Source organism: Vibrio gallaecicus (assembly GCF_024347495.1).
GTDB classification, from domain to species: Bacteria; Pseudomonadota; Gammaproteobacteria; order Enterobacterales; family Vibrionaceae; genus Vibrio; species Vibrio gallaecicus.
In genome coordinates this window covers 2,897,554-2,914,019 of record NZ_AP025490.1, presented here as the reverse complement: position 1 = coordinate 2,914,019, position 16,466 = coordinate 2,897,554, and the positions used below count along the sequence as shown (strand labels likewise).

The following is a 16,466-nucleotide window of genomic DNA, read 5'->3' as shown; positions in this document are numbered from 1 at the left end:
TCGCAATCTGATAGGTTATAAGTGAAGAATGGTTTTCCGATATAATTCACTAATTCGTTAAAAGTTTATTCACTCCTCAAATTAGACCGAGATATGACCTTATTTATTACAGACTAAGTGGTCTTTTAACGGTATTATTTCGCTTACTTCTTAACGTATTTATAACTTACTCACCAATTAAGCATGATAAGAAAAACTTTACCAGTTCTGATTAGCGCCATACTGGCAACTTCAGTATTCGCTTCTGCTAATGCGCTTGCCGATGTTTCTTTGGAAATAGAGGGGCTAGATGGTGCTCTCCAAGATAATGTTGATGCTTATTTGAGTGCAATTCCTGAAGAGGAATACTCTTTATCACTCCGTTTTCAGTCGCGTATTGAGTCGATAATTAATGAAGCATTGAATGCTTTGGGCTACTACCACCCAGTTGTAGATTTCACCTCAGCGGATGACGGTTCAGAACTCTTAGTTGTGGTTGATATTGGTGAGCCGATGCTCATTCATACTGCCGATATTGTGATCAGCGGTGAAGCCGAAAATGATCCTGATTTTTTAGCGCTTGTAGCTAGAACAAAGTTAACTCAGGGTAGCGTGCTGAATCATAGCGATTATGATTCATTAAAGTCGGCTATTCGAAACTTGGCTTTAGCGAAAGGCTATTTCGATGGGAGCTACCTAGTTAGTCGCCTTGAGGTGGTACCGGATCTGAATCGCGCTTATGTGCGTCTGCATTATGACAGCGGTATTCGCTATCACTTTGGTAAAACGAACGTCATAGGCAGCCAAATTGAAGAAGATAGAGTGGAATCGTTAAGACCATTTGAAGACAACGAGCCTTATCTTGTGTCAAAAGTTGGCGAATATAACAGTAACCTATCGAATACTGATTGGTTCTCTTCTGTATTTGTTGAGCCGGATCTTGAGTACCTAGGTAAAGGTCGTGAGATACCTATGAAAGTGTCACTTTCACCACAATCAAAAAACCAATTGGAAACCGGTATTGGTTTTTCGACTGATGTTGGTGTGAAAGGAACGTTGAAATGGAAAAAGCCCTGGCTAAACCAATACGGGCATAGTTTTAATAGTAGCCTTTCTATTTCAAAGCCAGAGCAGACCGTGGTTGCTAGTTATAAAATCCCCCTTGAAGATGTTCTCAATGAGTATTATCAAATTCAATATGGGATGAAGAATTTAGATAATCGCGATACTAAAAGTTTGGAGTCTAATTTAGCCCTCGAGAGACACTGGAGATTAGAAAGCGGTTGGCACAGAACTGTTTTTATCCGTTATCTTATTGAAAACTATGAGCAAGGTTTACAAAGTGATGTTGGCCAGTTCTTATTACCTGGTGTCTCTTTTTCACGAACTCGAAGTCGTGGTGGTTCAATGCCTATGTGGGGAGATAAACAGAGTATTACCATGGAAATCGGTGACGATACTCTTTTGTCTGAAACACGAGTCTTTAGAGTTCAAGGGCGTACGACTTGGATCCGAGGCATTGGAGAGAACCATCGAGGTTTAGCTCGTTTAGAGGGGGGGGCGAACGTAGCGGAAGATTTTGATGCTCTTTCTCCTTCCTTAAGATTCTTCGCCGGTGGTGATAACAGCATTCGTGGTTATGGATACGAATCGATTTCTCCTAAAGATTTTAGTGGGGCTTTAACCGGTGCTAAATTTACCGCAAGCAGTACTTTGGAGTATCAATACCGAGTGTATGGTAACTGGTGGGGAGCCATGTTTGTTGATGTAGGTGATGCATTCAACGACACTCCTGAATGGAAAAAAGGTACGGGAGTTGGGGTTCGTTGGGCTTCGCCTGTTGGACCGATTAGTTTAGATTTTGCTTGGGGTCTCGATGCAACGCCTGGTAATGAATTCCAAGTGCATTTCACTTTAGGACCTGAGTTATGATTAAAGTGATGACAAAGTGGGCTAAATGGAGCTCAATTTCACTCATCTCACTGTTGTTAGTAGTTGTTGTCTTCTTGGCGACAATCTTATTTACGAACCCTGGGTTGAATTTAGTTTTATGGGGAGCCGAAAAAGCACTTCCTCAATTAAGAGTTACTGAAACCTCAGGCGCACTTTTTCCTCGATTTACTCTACATAATCTTTCTTTCGAAGATGAAAGCCTTCATGTCGATACCAAACTTGAAACGGTCACTTTGGCAATCAACCCAAGATGTCTGTTAGATCCGGCACTGTGTGTTGATGAAATTGCTATTCAAGGTTTGGATTTCACTTTATCTGACTTACCAGAACCGACTGAAGATCCAGCTCCTGAAACCCCACCAGCTAAATCTATTGCGACACCTTTACCAATAATGGTCAATCGTATTGCGCTGTCTGATATCAATTTGAATATCTTAGGCAATCAAGTGGATTGGGCATTGTTTTCAACTGCTTTTAAAATGAATGGGGATCGCTTGACGATCGCGCCTACAGTTTTGAATGACTTGTCAGTTGAGCTTGCTTCTTCGGAAAGTGCGGATACAAAAGAAAACGCAGATGAAACACAGAGTCAAACGGCGAAATCTGAACCGCAACCGATTGTTTTGCCTGAAGTATGGATCCCAATCAATATAGCTTTGCAGCGGTTTGACCTAAATCGTTTTACTTTAAATCAAGAAGCGCCTGTCATCGTGAATCACTTAGGTGTTGAAGCGACAATTGGTGGCAATGTTGTTGATGTGACCACACTCGAACTCGATGTGCCTCAAGCTAGCGCAAATCTATCGACTCGTGTTGAGCTAGTAGGCGGTTACCCTATTGAGTTATCGCTAGATGCTTTAGTCAAAGAAACGGATATCTCTGGGCAAACCGTGAACATTCAAGCTAACGGAAGTGTTGCCAAACTACACTTTGATTCTAGATTCTCTGACGTTATTCAGGCGGAACTGTCAGGCAATATCCAGCCTTTAGAACCCACATTACCTTTCGATTTAACCTTGAATAATGGTGTCGCTCAGTGGCCGTTGAAAGGTAAAAGCGATATCAGTGTTGATATTGCACAGTTGAAAACAAGTGGTTCTCTTGATGGGTACACGTTACTTCTTGATACCGACATTGCCGGAAAAGATATCCCCGATCTTGCTGTCGACTTAAAAGGTAAAGGAACCTTAGAGCAAATAGATTTAGAAAGTTTAACGCTAGGCACATTAGGTGGAGAAGTTCGCGGTAAAGTGATGGCGAATTGGGCGGCTCCAATTAACTGGACGGCGGACATTGCTCTCAAAGACATTCAGCCAGGTTTACAATGGCCGAATGCAGAAGGGAACATCAGCGGAAAGCTGCAAACATCTGGTGAATTAACTGAAGCTGGTGGATGGGCGGTAGAACTGCCCATGTTAGATATAGACGGTATTTTGCGTGACTATCCATTAAATATTGAAGGTCAACTTAATGCTTCTGATAAAAAAGCTACGGGTGGGCCAAAAATTACCACCCAAGGCTTGGTTCTATCTCATGGACCTAACGCATTACACGCAAAAGGAACATTAGATAAAACATGGAATATGGACGTTGAGGTTAACTTTCCTGAATTGGCCAAAAGTGTTCCTGAGTTAGCTGGGAAACTGTTAGGTGAAATTCACCTAACAGGTCAATTCATGGAACCTGAAGCGGATCTTTCACTTAATTTAGAACAAGTGAACTGGAACGATGAAGCGACATTAGAGAAGCTTGTCTTATCTGGTTCAGTAACGCCACTTCCCCACCCTTCTGCCGATCTAACCCTCTCGGCGACAGGCATGGCTTATCAAGAGAACACCATCGATAACGTGCAATTAAATGTTAAAGGTGGTGAAAAGTCTCATGAGTTAACGTTAGATGTGGTATCCAATATTGTCTCAACCAGCTTGGCAATCTCTGGTGAGTTAACACAAAAGCCAAGTATGATTTGGAATGGTGCACTTGAGAGAATGAAAGTCACCTCTGAGCAAGGTTCATGGTTGCTTGATAAATCTGTATCAATTAAAGCTGATGTGGATAAAGAGTCGGTGATGGTTCAAAACCATTGTTGGACTCAAGCGGGCTCAAGCGTGTGTTTGACTGAGGATGCGACGGTAGGTAAGGCTGGAGAAGCGAAGCTGGCTATTAATCAGTTTAACTTTGACCAAATTAAGCAGTACATCCCTGAAGGCACGAATGTGGAAGGCATGGTGAATGCTACTGCAGATGCCAAATGGGCGGAAGGTGCAGCACCTGAAGTTCTGCTTAAGGTGATATTACCTAAAGGTAAAGCGATACAAAACTTAGGTGAGCCAGTGACTATTGGATGGGAAACCATCGCATTGAATGCCGAAGTGAAAGATAACCAGTTAAGCGCAGACTGGATGCTGGATGTGACAGATAATGGTGATATTTCAGGAAAACTGTTTTTACCCGACGTACTTATTGAGGATAAGACGGTTGATGCTGAATTTAAGCTCACCACATTCAATCTAGATTTCTTAGAGCCAATTTTAGGGCAGTACAGCCTGTTACAGGCTGAACTTCAGTCAGAGATTGCGGTAAAAGGGGCGCTTATGCACCCTCAAGTCTTTGGTCAATTTTCTGTTGATGGTATTCAAGTAAAAGGTGATATCACGCCTATTGATGTCAATAGCGGTAAAGTTCAACTGGATTTTGATGGTTACAACGCCAGTGTAAATGCTGACATTATTACTCCTGACGGGAAGTTGGAAGTTGAAGGTTCTGGTGATTGGCAAGATTTAAAGGATTGGAACTCGAATCTACGAATTTTTGCTGAAGAGCTGAAAGTAAACTTACCGCCTATGGTTAAAATTAAAGTCGTGCCAGACATGACCATCGATATCACTCCTAAGTTAGCCAAAATTACAGGTGATATAAGCCTACCTTGGGGAAGGATTGTGGTAGAAGAATTGCCACCAAGTGCTGTCGGTGTATCTAAAGACCAAGTGGTCTTAAATGAAAATTTAGAAGCTGATGATTCCGCAAACAGCATTCCTTTTGATGTTGAAACGAATATTAATATCTCAATAGGTGATGACTTCCAATTGGCTGCTTTTGGTTTAGAAGGCGGGCTAATCGGTAAGTTGAACGTTGCACAGAAAGATAAAGGTCCGTTTATTACTGGCGAAGTGAATATCGCAGATGGAACATATCAGTCCTTTGGTCAAGACTTGGTCATTAAAGAAGGTAAGATCTTGATGAATGGACCCGTCGATCAACCTTATGTCACGATTAACGCGATTCGAAATCCAGACAATACACAGGATGATGTTACTGCTGGTGTTCGAGTGACCGGTCCTGCAACTGAACCGCAGATCGAAATTTATTCGGATCCTGTAATGGCTCAAGCAAATGCGTTGTCTTATTTACTGCGTGGACAAGACATAGATGGTGAATCTGGTGGCGGATCCATGACAACGACGTTGATTGGCTTGAGCTTGGCTAAGAGCGGAAAAGTAGTCGGCGAGATTGGAGAAGCCTTTGGTGTACAAGACTTACAGCTAGACACTGCTGGATCAGGTGATGATTCTCAAGTAACAGTGAGTGGTTATATTTTACCTGGGCTTCAAGTGAAATATGGCGTAGGTATATTTAACTCCTTAGGTGAGTTCACCGTGCGCTATCGCTTGATGCAAGACCTCTATGTAGAAGCGGTATCTGGTTTAGACAGCGCGGTTGATCTGCTCTACCAATTTGAATTTGATTAATTGAGCTGAATCTAAAGCGGTACAGAAATAGGTTTTCAGAGTAAGGAGAAGTCAATGCAACATCTCGTTTTTGTATATGGCACTTTGAGGAAAGGGCAATCGAACGCGCATTATCTTTCTTCTAGTGAATTACTAGGGAGCTTTGAAACTCTACCTGAATTCGCTTTATATGACCTTGGCGCATACCCTGGCATTATTTCTGGAAAGAAGAGGGTATCTGGAGAAGTCTATATGGTGGATGACGAGGTTTTAAAACAACTTGATGTACTAGAAGATATCCCAGTTGAGTATCGCCGAGAAACCATTCAGACTGATTTTGGTCCTGCTTGGGTATATATCTATCAGTTAAGTACTTCGCAGAACGGAAGTGAAATCATCTCTGGGGATTGGTGCCAAAGGGTCTAGATAGTAACTATACTCAGTATGATTTAAGTATTCGAATTCAGTCATCATTACTTAATGGAGGGATTATGAAGTTTTTATTATTAGCGGTCTCCTTGATGCTTGTAGGTTGCTCTCAAGTGTCACTTCCAGCTTTATCCAGTTTGAGTGATTGGAAGGATTTTGGAGAAGAAACCGCACTGAGTGGAAAAGTGAAGCAAAGTGAAAAACAGCTAGTAAGAGCGAGTTCTTTGTCAGCTTTGGATAGCGATGCATACACGGCGTATGAACAAGGTTATGAGCTGGGTCTCGAACAGTATTGCTCTCAAAATGCCCATATATTAGGTGTTAAGGGTGAACCATATTTAGGTATCTGTGACAAAATCAATTTCTGGTTTCAAAGTGATTATAATGAAGGGCGACACTCAATGTTTGGTTCTTCAATATAATTAAAAAGAGAGTAGTAAACTTCATTGGTTAGTGTTTTTACTACTCTCAAAGCTCTTATTGCTGCGCTCTTTTGTGCGACGTTAGGATTTCTTCGCGAGCGGCTTCAATGTCAGCCCAGCCATCAACCTTTACCCATTTACCTACTTCCAATTCTTTATAACGTTCAAAAAACTGAGTGATTTGAGCTTTCAATAATTCCGGAATATCCCCAACATCCTGGATGTGGTCATACTCTTTTGATAGCTTTGAGTGTGGAACTGCAAATACTTTCGCATCTTCTCCTGACTCATCTGTCATTTTTAACACCCCAACTGGTCGGCAGCGAATGACAGAACCCGGTATAAGAGGGTAGGGAGTAGGGACTAATACATCTACAGGGTCCCCATCTAAAGACAAAGTGTCATTCACGTAACCGTAATTACAGGGATAAAACATAGGAGCAGACATGAAGCGATCAACAAATACTGCACCTGAGTCTTTATCAACTTCATATTTGATAGGGTCAGCATTGGCTGGAATTTCGATGACAACATAGAGATCATCAGGAAGGGATAGACCCGCAGGAACTAAGTTTAGACTCATTACGATTTCCTTTCGTTAAAATAAAAATAACCATATTAAGTTGGTTAACTATCATTCAACTTTAGCTGTAAATCGGCGAAGCGGTAAACTTTGCGGGGTTAAAATACCTTCTCATTATTATCTTCCTCGCAAAAAAAAACGCCTACCGAAGTAAGCGTTTCAATTTGGAAGTTAGGTTAGTCTTGGTTTAATTCCAAGAACTCTTCAACCTTTTTCACCATACTTGGTGAGCCAACAAAGAATGGGACACGCTGGTGCAATTCAGTTGGTTTTAAATCCATAATACGGGTTACTCCGTCAGACGCAGTACCACCCGCTTGCTCCATAATAAATGCCATTGGGTTGCATTCGTAAAGTAGACGTAACTTACCTTGAGGATGGCTTTCAGTACTCGGGTATAAGTAGATACCGCCTTTAAGAAGGTTACGGTGAAAGTCAGATACCAATGAACCAATATAACGTGAAGTATATGGACGTCCTTCACTTGGCGCACTTTCTTGGCAGTATTTGATGTATTTCTTAACACCCGTTGGGAAACGAATGTAGTTACCTTCATTGATTGAGTAGATTCGACCTTCATCTGGAATCAGCATGTTTTCATGAGATAGACAGAAAGTACCTAGTGAAGGGTCGTAAGTGAAACCATTTACCCCTTTACCTGTAGTATAAACCAGCATGGTTGATGAACCATAAACCACATAGCCAGCAGCGACTTGTTTGTTACCAGGCTGCAAGAAATCTTCTTGAGTTGGAGGTGTACCGATTGGGGATACTCGGCGGTAGATAGAGAAAATAGTACCAACTGAAACATTCACATCAATGTTTGATGAACCATCCAAAGGATCCATAAGTACAACGTACTTAGCGTTTTTGTTCAGTTCCTTGTTAAAAGCAACAGCTTCGTCTTCTTCTTCACTCGCAACACCACAAACTTGATCGCGAGCTTCTAGAGCGGCTTTAAATTTGTCATTAGCGTATAGATCAAGCTTTTGCTGCTCTTCACCTTGAACATTATCTGTACCAACTGCACCAGTAATATCAACTAGACCTGCTTTATTGATTTCACGGTTTACGATTTTTGCAGCAAGACGAATTGATGATAGAAGGGATGAAAGATCACCGCTTGCGTGAGGGAAGTCATTTTGTTTTGCAACAATAAACTCGCCAAGGGTGCGCATCTCAGACATGTTAATTCCTTAAGCTTCTCTAAATATAGTGGGGGATTTTAGTGCTACTGAACCTGACCTCTAGTGGGCTTTATTCACCTAGACACTTAAGTTAAATTCTACGGGGTAGATCTTTTTAATGGTAATGAACTAAGCGACAGAGATCTCAGTTACAATGTCGACTAAATTTGTTTTGCATTGCTGCTCGCTTTTACAAGCCGATTCGTGATAAGTAATGCAAATAGTTTTATTGAGAAATTGTTCATTTCACTAGCACTTTTCGACAAGTATTTGGAAGTAACTTATGCATATTCACATCTTAGGGATTTGTGGCACTTTTATGGGTGGTGCCGCTGTTTTAGCTCGTCAATTGGGTCATAAAGTGACAGGAAGCGATGCTAATGTTTATCCACCTATGAGCACGCTTTTAGAATCCCAAGGCATTGAGATTATTGAAGGGTTTGATCCTCAGCAGTTAGAGCCAAGACCGGATTTAGTGGTGATTGGAAATGCGATGAGCCGCGGTAACCCATGTGTCGAATATGTACTTAACAACAATCTAAAATACACGTCTGGCCCCCAGTGGCTACAAGAGTTCTTACTGCATGACCGTTGGGTTCTTGCTGTGTCTGGGACACACGGAAAAACGACCACATCGAGCATGTTAGCTTGGATTTTAGAAGACTGTGGCTATGCCCCAGGCTTTTTGGTGGGAGGGGTGCTTGGCAATTTCGGCATCTCAGCTCGCTTAGGTGAGAGTATGTTTTTCGTAGTCGAAGCCGATGAGTATGACAGTGCTTTTTTCGATAAACGTTCTAAGTTTGTTCACTACCATCCAAGAACCTTAGTCATGAATAATTTAGAGTTCGATCATGCGGATATTTTTGATGATTTAGAGGCAATTAAGCGTCAATTTCATCATTTGGTACGCACTGTTCCAAGCAATGGTCGAATTTTCTCCCCAAGACAAGATACTGCCATTGAAGATGTACTGGAACGTGGTTGTTGGAGTGAAACTGAATACAGCAGTGAAGCTTCATTGAATCAAGAAACTGATATTTTAGTGAATCAGCCTAGTGAAGAAAGTTTGAATGATTGGCGTGCTGAAAAGTTAGTTAAAGATGGTTCTCAATTTAATGTCTACTTCCAAAATGAAAAAGTCGGAACGGTGGATTGGGATCTTGTTGGCGACCACAATGTAAATAATGCATTGATGGCAATTGCAGCGGCTCGTCATGTGGGCGTTACTCCCGACCTAGGCTGTGAATCTCTTGCTAAGTTTATTAATACGAAGCGTCGTTTAGAATTAAAAGGCGAAGTTGCGAAGGTGAAGGTGTATGACGATTTTGCTCATCACCCTACAGCAATTGAACTTACTTTAGGTGGGTTACGTAATAAGGTGGGTGAGCAGAAAATTATCGCGGTTCTGGAACCTCGCTCTGCCACGATGAAGCGAGGTGTTCATAAAGAGACATTAGCTGACTCTTTAAAGCAAGCTGATTCCACGTACTTGTTCCAGCCTGATAATATTGATTGGTCAGTTCAAGATATTGCTGACGCATGTCATCAACCCGCTTATGTGAGTGATGATATGGATGCTTTCGTATCAAGAATCGTTGCTGAAGCACAACCACAAGACCAAATACTTGTGATGAGTAATGGCGGCTTTGGCGGTATCCATCAAAAGTTACTGGATGCACTTGCAAGCAAGAATTAACACTCACCATAGAATTATTAATAAGAAGTAATTGAGATCATGACGACAAAGAATAAAGCCATCACATTAGCTTTTACTGGCGCTTCTGGCGCCCCTTATGGCTTACGTTTATTAGAGTGTTTACTTGCTGCTGATTATCAAGTGTATCTACTCATTTCTTCTGCGGCTCGCGTAGTCATGGCAACGGAACATGATCTTAAATTGCCAGCGGGTCCAGACGCAGCAAAAGCGGTGCTGGTTAAGCACTTAAATTGCGATCCTGAAAAGCTGATTGTATGCGGCAAGGATGATTGGTTTTCGCCTGTGGCATCTGGTTCTGCTGCTCCTAAGCAGATGGTGGTTTGCCCATGTTCAGCAGGAAGTGTTGCGTCTATCGCTCATGGAATGTCAGATAATTTGATTGAACGCGCCGCTGATGTGGTGATGAAAGAGCGTGGACAATTATTGTTGGTGGTAAGAGAAACTCCATTTTCTACACTGCATTTAGAGAACATGCATAAGTTATCCACTATGGGTGTGACTATTATGCCCGCTGCTCCGGGTTTTTATCATCAACCTAAGACCATTGAAGATCTGGTGGATTTTATGGTGGCGAGAATTTTGGATCACCTTGGTGTTGAGCAAGGTTTAGTGCCACGTTGGGGATATGATCAACGCAAGTAACGGGATCGTTATAGCTTATTGAGTCAATTCCAATTACAATCCAAATCACTCATCGGGGAGCGAAGCATTCGATTTATGAATGTTAGCTGAGATCAAGTTTAACCTTGGGACCCGTAAACCTGAACCAGATAATGCTGGCGTAGGAATTGAGTTAGGATCCTACCTATTTATCCTCCCTCAAACCTGTGCCGCTCATGACCATGGAGAGCGTCCAGTGAAATTTGCATTAACTACTCTTGCTTTAGCAACAGTGACTTCATTTTCAGCTTTAGCTGCTGATAGTACACTAGCGGCTAATAGTACATTAACGGTGTATACCTACGATTCTTTTGCTGCTGATTGGGGACCTAGACCAGCAGTAGAAAAAGCATTTGAAGCGCAGTGTGGCTGTGATGTTAACTTTGTTGCTTTAGAGGATGGTGTGTCTATTTTAAATCGACTGCGTCTTGAAGGTGGCAATAGTAAGGCTGACATCATTTTAGGTTTAGATAACAACCTGATGGCTGAAGCGAAAAAAACAGGTTTATTGGCTGAGCATAAAGTAGATACTTCTGCTGTTACTCTGCCTAATGGTTGGAGCGATAATACGTTTGTACCGTTCGACTTTGGTTACTTTGCTTTTGTTTACAATAAAGAAAAGCTAGAAAACCCGCCAAAAAGCTTAAAAGAATTAGTTGAGCAACGTGATGACCTTAAAGTGATTTATCAAGATCCTCGCACCTCAACACCTGGTCAAGGTTTAATGCTTTGGATGAAGTCTGTGTATGGTGACGACACGACTCAAGCATGGAAACAGCTAGCGAAAAAGACAGTAACCGTGACGAAAGGTTGGTCTGAAGCTTACTCTATGTTTTTAGAGGGTGAATCTGATTTAGTGCTTTCTTACACGACGTCACCTGCTTATCACATTATTGCAGAAAGCGACTCAAAATACGCAGCCGCAAATTTTGCTGAAGGTCATTACACCCAAGTTGAAGTTGCCGCAAAAGTGAAAGGCAGCAAAAATGAAAAGCTTGCTGATGAATTCATGCAGTTCATTTTAAGCGATGGCTTCCAATCTGCCATGCCAACCGGAAATTGGATGTACCCTGTGACTGGCGTTAAATTACCTGAAGGCTTTGAAGCGTTGACAGTGCCAAGTAATGCACTGAGCTTTTCTTCAGATGAAGTAGCAGAAAATCGTAAGACTTGGATCCGTGAATGGCAAAGTGCTTTAACATTTTAATCGTTCTTTTTGGTTCTCAAGTGAAACATTTTTAACGGAGCGACATGTTAAATTCGATTCCAAAGATTGGCTTATGGGTTGCGTTACTCATTGCCGCTTTTGTTATCTCATCAGTAGGGGCATTGCTTAGCAATGCCCCTACTCTTGATATAAGCCAAGTATGGTCAGACCCTTACTATTGGCATGTAACAAAGTTCAGTTTCTATCAAGCTACACTTTCGATGGTATTAAGTGTGCTTTTTGCTATTCCTGTTGCTCATGCTTTATCTCGCCGTCAGTTCCCTGGGCGAAGTATTTTATTGCGGCTTTTTGCCTCTACCTTAGTTCTTCCTGTTCTCGTTGGTGTGTTTGGGATTCTAGCTATTTATGGCAACAGTGGTTGGTTGGCTAAAGGGCTCGCTCAATTTGATATTAAACTCCCATTTTCAATCTACGGTCTAAATGGCATTTTGCTTGCGCATGTCTTTTTCAATTTGCCTTACGCTAGCCGGCTTTTATTACAAGCGATTGAGACGGTGCCTGCAGAACAGCACAAGCTGTGTGCTCATTTAGGAATGACGCATTGGGATAAGTTTAAATGGGTAGAATGGCCTAGGTTACGCCAGCAGCTTCCTCATGTATGTGGCTTAGTGTTTATGCTGTGCTTTACTAGTTTTGCAACTGTCATGGCATTAGGTGGCGGTCCGAAATCGACCACTATAGAACTCGCCATTTATCAAGCGATTAAGTTTGATTTTGATTTACAGGCGGGGGCGATACTGGCGATTTGGCAAATGCTATTGTGCGGTGTCCTCGCGATCAGTATTCAACGCCTCTCTAAACCGATCTCTGTTACTCCTAGCCAACAGTCTGATGATAAGTATTTAGTGAAAGATACTTATTGGTCAAAAGGGTGGGATAGCTTTTGGATCATAGCTGTTTCACTGCTTGTGCTACCACCTTTGGTCATGGTCATCATTAGTGGTATTAATGCGCAAGGTTTTAATGTCTTAACCAGTGCGCCTTTTTGGAACGCTCTTGGAACATCATTAAAAGTGGCCGTGCTTGCCAGTATTATTGCGATGATCATTGGTATCGCGATTCTTATAACTAGCCGAGCTTGGCGTCTGCATGGCAAAAACTTCAAAGCCGATAAAATTGAATTAGTGGGCACCATTATTTTGGTGACACCAGGGCTAGTGATCAGTACTGGTTTATTCTTGTTACTTCGATCATTTACCGATGTTTTTAGCTTAGCCTTTTTCGTTGTGGTTGCGGTAAACAGTTTAATGGCATTGCCTTATGTGATTAAAACCCTTGCGCAACCTATGTTGCACCTAGCTCAGCAATATCAATATTTATGTCCAAGTTTGGGTATGACGGGACTGACTCGATTCAGGTTAGTGGAATGGCGAGCGTTACGAAAGCCGATGGCACAAGCGTTTGCGATTAGTTTTATGTTAGCTATAGGTGACTTAAGCGCAATTGCTTTATTTGGCAGTCATGATTTTAGAACGTTACCTTTGTATTTATTCCAATTGCTAGGCAGTTATCAAATGGAGGCGGCTGCGGTGGTTTCTGTGAGTTTATTGCTACTGAGTGTGGGCAGTTTTAGTCTGATTGAATTTTTATTTACTCGAAACTCAAATTCTAACGCGAAAGAATTAAGGAACCGATAATGTTAGTGATGAAAGAGGTGGACTACCACTATCACCGAGAGTTGTTTCGCTTTGACTTTCAAGCTGAGCAGGGCGACATTGTCGCGTTGATGGGACCGAGCGGTGCCGGAAAGTCCACACTATTGGCGCTGGTTGCTGGGTTTATCGAGCCTACATCGGGTGAGATCTCTGTGGCAGGGCAATCGCTTATTGGTAAGGAAGCGCATCAACGTCCATTGGCTATGCTGTTTCAAGAACACAACCTGTTTGCCCACCTCACGGTACGTGAAAATATTGGCTTAGGGTTGCATCCGGGTTTAAAGCTTACAGTAACCCAAAAGCTCGAAGTTGAGCAGGCTGCAGCACAAGTTGGAGTGGCGGAATATTTAGATAGATTGCCGGAGCATTTATCTGGCGGTCAGCGTCAGCGTGTCGCGCTTGCCCGCTGTTTTGTTCAGCCTCATGATATCTGGTTACTTGATGAACCTTTCTCAGCACTTGACCCTTTGCTTCGTGAGGAAATGCTTAACCTAGTGAAGCGATTAGCGGCAGAGCGAAATATTACGGTCTTGATGGTGACTCACCATTTAGGTGATGCACGCAGTATCGCGAATAAGTTTGTTTTTGTGGCACTCGGTAAGGTGCTGGTTGAAGACTCGATAGAGGTACTGACGGCTGATCATTCCCAGCAAGAATTGAGCTCATTTGTTAAAGCGGGTGAGTGACGACTGAACTTTGATAGTCAATACATATTGAGGCTAAGTACATCTTAATACTTCAGTACATATCGATATTAAGCACTTCTAAAACCAAAAGACCTAGCATGTGCTAGGTCTTTTATTATCTTTCTGAGTAAAGAGGGGCGAAGGTTAGTCGCCTAGCTTTAACTCTTTTAAGATTTGGAAAATCTCACGAGAAGACTTGGCTGGCTTATTCGCTGATTTCTCTTTGTTAGCTTGGCGAGCGAGCTGGCGAAGACGCTGACGGTCTGCTTCAGGGTACATGTCCATCACTTCTGAAATAGCTTTATCGCCTTCAGCAACAACGCGGTCACGCAGTTGTTCTAGTTTGTGCAGTTCAACTGTTGCTTGAGAGTGTTTGTTGCGAATCTTATCTAAAGCAGCTTGAATTGGCTCAGGATCTACATTGCGCATTACTTTACCAATGTATTGAAGTTGACGTCGCTTTGCTTCGTTCTTAAAGCGCTGTGCATCTTTAATCGCTAAAGCCAGATCTTCAGACAAAGGAAACTTATCAAGAATCGAAGGCTTTAATTCAACAAGCTCTTCTCCCAGCTTTTGCAGGGCGTCCATGTCCGTTTTCATTTCTGTCTTACTTACCCAGATGATTTCTTCTTCTGGTTCCCATGGGGCTTTTTGGTTTTTGCGAGCCATCTTTTCTGCCTATATCACTATCTCAAACGAATATACGCCTATTTTAGCAAGAATCTTGGGGAGAATGCGAAATTCTTGTTATCCTAACGAATATTGATACTTAAAATTAGATTAGATATGGATGTGAAACAGCAAGTCGCTCAGCAACGTGTTGAGTTAGAAGCCGCAGTAGCGAAAGCATTAGACATGGCATCAGTCAGCTCAGACGCAGCTGAAGTCGCAATAACTAAATCAACGGGATTAAGTGTTTCTACTCGCATGTGTGAAGTGGAAAACGTTGAATTTAATAGTGATGGTGCGCTTGGTATTACTGTTTATCGCGGTCAGAAGAAAGGCAGCGCATCAACATCTGATCTTAGTGAAAAAGCTATCGCTCAGACTGTTGCTGCTGCATTAGATATTGCTCAGTACACTTCTGAAGACCCATATGCAGGTCCTGCACCGAAAGAATTAATGGTTCAAGAGATTCCAGATCTTGATTTATTCCACCCTGATGAACCTAATCCTGATGTTGCCGCTGAAATTGCGATTGCAGCTGAAAGACAAGCTTTAGCTTATAGTGACAAAATTAAGCAAAGTGATGGTGCAAGCTACGATAGCCATTATGGCGTGAAGGTTTATGGTAATAGCCATGGATTATTAGCAAGCTATGCTTCAAGTCGTCACAGCACGAGCTGTTGTGTGATTGGTGAAGGTGCAAATGGCGAAATGGAACGAGACTACAGCTATACGCTTGCTCGTCACCGTGATGATTTGTGGACGCCTGAGCGTGTTGGTCAAGAAGCGGCAGAAAAAACCGTTAGCCGTTTAGATGCAAGAAAGCTCGCTACAGGTAAATACCCGATAATGTTTGCTCCTGATGTTGCAACAGGTCTAGTTGGTCATTTAGTGATGGCTATCAGTGGTGGCAATCTATATCGCAAGTCTTCATTCTTATTGGATCACCTAGGCAAACAAATTTTACCAGAGTGGTTTAACATTTCTGAAAAGCCACATGTATTACGCGGCTTAGCTTCTAGCCCCTTCGATAGTGAAGGCGTCTTCACTCAAGACCGTGAGATTATTACTGACGGTGTGTTAGCGACTTATCTACTGACAAGCTACGCTGCGCGTAAAATGGATATGACTTCAACAGGTCACGCTGGTGGTATTCATAACTGGTTTGTTAAATCGACAGGTCAGAACTTTGAGCAAATGCTTAAAGAACTGGGTACTGGCTTCCTTGTTACAGAAGTAATGGGGCAGGGCGTGAATACAGTGACAGGCGATTATTCTCGTGGCGCTGCTGGTTTCTGGGTAGAAAACGGTGAGATTCAATATCCAGTATCAGAAGTAACGATTGCGGGTAATTTAAAAGACATGTTCACCCAAATAGTCGCTGTGGGTAATGACGTGGAAACGCGTTCACAAATACAAACAGGTTCTATTTTATTGGAATCAATGAAGGTTGCTGGCGAGTAAGTTAGAAACTTTAAATAAAGAAAAGGGAGCGATTATGCTCCCTTTTTTGTGTTTGGTATTAAGTGCTTGTTTATTAATATTTAAAACTTAGTATTGCCTTAAGTGCATT

General features: G+C 42.2%; 13 protein-coding genes and 1 riboswitch. Of the genes, 10 read left to right on the top strand and 3 right to left on the bottom strand.

Annotation, left to right across the window (positions count from 1 at the left end):
- Window positions 1-183 precede the first annotated feature (183 nt).
- The 4 genes from tamA to OCU78_RS12655 all read left to right on the top strand — a co-directional run bounded on the left by tamA (window position 184) and on the right by OCU78_RS12655 (window position 6,511).
- A complete protein-coding gene (tamA, locus tag OCU78_RS12670) occupies window positions 184-1,911 on the top strand; it encodes an autotransporter assembly complex protein TamA (RefSeq protein WP_137375167.1) in 1,728 nt (575 codons plus the stop codon).
- Complete coding sequence (tamB, locus tag OCU78_RS12665) at window positions 1,908-5,681, top strand: autotransporter assembly complex protein TamB (RefSeq protein ID WP_137375168.1); 3,774 nt, start codon at window positions 1,908-1,910, stop codon at window positions 5,679-5,681. The genes tamA and tamB overlap by 4 nt, the downstream gene beginning before the upstream one ends.
- Before the next feature lie 54 nt (window positions 5,682-5,735).
- Window positions 5,736-6,086 (top strand): gamma-glutamylcyclotransferase family protein, encoded by a 351-nt coding sequence (locus OCU78_RS12660; RefSeq protein WP_137375169.1) that lies wholly within the window; start codon window positions 5,736-5,738, stop codon window positions 6,084-6,086.
- 65 nt (window positions 6,087-6,151) lie between these two features.
- Complete coding sequence (locus tag OCU78_RS12655; RefSeq protein WP_137375170.1) at window positions 6,152-6,511, top strand: DUF2799 domain-containing protein; 360 nt, start codon at window positions 6,152-6,154, stop codon at window positions 6,509-6,511.
- A gap of 55 nt (window positions 6,512-6,566) precedes the next feature.
- Here OCU78_RS12655 and ppa read toward each other — a convergent pair whose 3' ends face one another.
- Complete coding sequence (gene ppa / locus OCU78_RS12650; protein WP_137375171.1) at window positions 6,567-7,094, bottom strand: inorganic diphosphatase; 528 nt, start codon at window positions 7,092-7,094, stop codon at window positions 6,567-6,569.
- A gap of 176 nt (window positions 7,095-7,270) precedes the next feature.
- A complete protein-coding gene (fbp, locus tag OCU78_RS12645; protein WP_137375172.1) occupies window positions 7,271-8,281 on the bottom strand; it encodes a class 1 fructose-bisphosphatase in 1,011 nt (336 codons plus the stop codon).
- Between the two features lie 283 nt (window positions 8,282-8,564).
- Between fbp and mpl the strand changes: the two genes are divergently transcribed.
- From mpl to thiQ, 5 genes are all read left to right on the top strand, one after another.
- A complete protein-coding gene (mpl, locus tag OCU78_RS12640; RefSeq protein ID WP_137375173.1) occupies window positions 8,565-9,977 on the top strand; it encodes a UDP-N-acetylmuramate:L-alanyl-gamma-D-glutamyl-meso-diaminopimelate ligase in 1,413 nt (470 codons plus the stop codon).
- 39 nt (window positions 9,978-10,016) lie between these two features.
- Window positions 10,017-10,640 (top strand): flavin prenyltransferase UbiX, encoded by a 624-nt coding sequence (locus tag OCU78_RS12635; RefSeq protein WP_137375174.1) that lies wholly within the window; start codon window positions 10,017-10,019, stop codon window positions 10,638-10,640.
- A gap of 43 nt (window positions 10,641-10,683) precedes the next feature.
- A riboswitch (TPP riboswitch) is annotated at window positions 10,684-10,803 on the top strand.
- Window positions 10,804-10,854: 51 nt separating this feature from the next.
- On the top strand, window positions 10,855-11,865 hold the full coding sequence (thiB, locus tag OCU78_RS12630) for a thiamine ABC transporter substrate binding subunit (RefSeq protein ID WP_137375175.1): 1,011 nt from the start codon (window positions 10,855-10,857) through the stop codon (window positions 11,863-11,865).
- 44 nt (window positions 11,866-11,909) lie between these two features.
- Window positions 11,910-13,523 carry a thiamine/thiamine pyrophosphate ABC transporter permease ThiP gene (gene thiP, locus OCU78_RS12625; RefSeq protein WP_137375176.1) on the top strand — a complete coding sequence of 538 codons (1,614 nt, stop codon included), beginning with the start codon at window positions 11,910-11,912 and terminating at the stop codon, window positions 13,521-13,523.
- Complete coding sequence (gene thiQ / locus OCU78_RS12620; protein ID WP_137375177.1) at window positions 13,523-14,227, top strand: thiamine ABC transporter ATP-binding protein; 705 nt, start codon at window positions 13,523-13,525, stop codon at window positions 14,225-14,227. Before thiP ends, thiQ begins: the two co-directional genes overlap by 1 nt.
- Before the next feature lie 144 nt (window positions 14,228-14,371).
- Here the strand turns inward: thiQ and yjgA are convergent, their stop codons facing one another.
- Window positions 14,372-14,896, bottom strand: a complete 525-nt coding sequence (gene yjgA / locus OCU78_RS12615) for a ribosome biogenesis factor YjgA (protein ID WP_137375178.1) — start codon at window positions 14,894-14,896, stop codon at window positions 14,372-14,374.
- 117 nt (window positions 14,897-15,013) lie between these two features.
- Between yjgA and pmbA the strand changes: the two genes are divergently transcribed.
- Entirely contained in the window at window positions 15,014-16,357 is a 1,344-nt protein-coding gene (pmbA, locus tag OCU78_RS12610; protein ID WP_137375179.1) for a metalloprotease PmbA, read from the top strand.
- The last annotated feature ends 109 nt before the right edge of the window (window positions 16,358-16,466 follow it).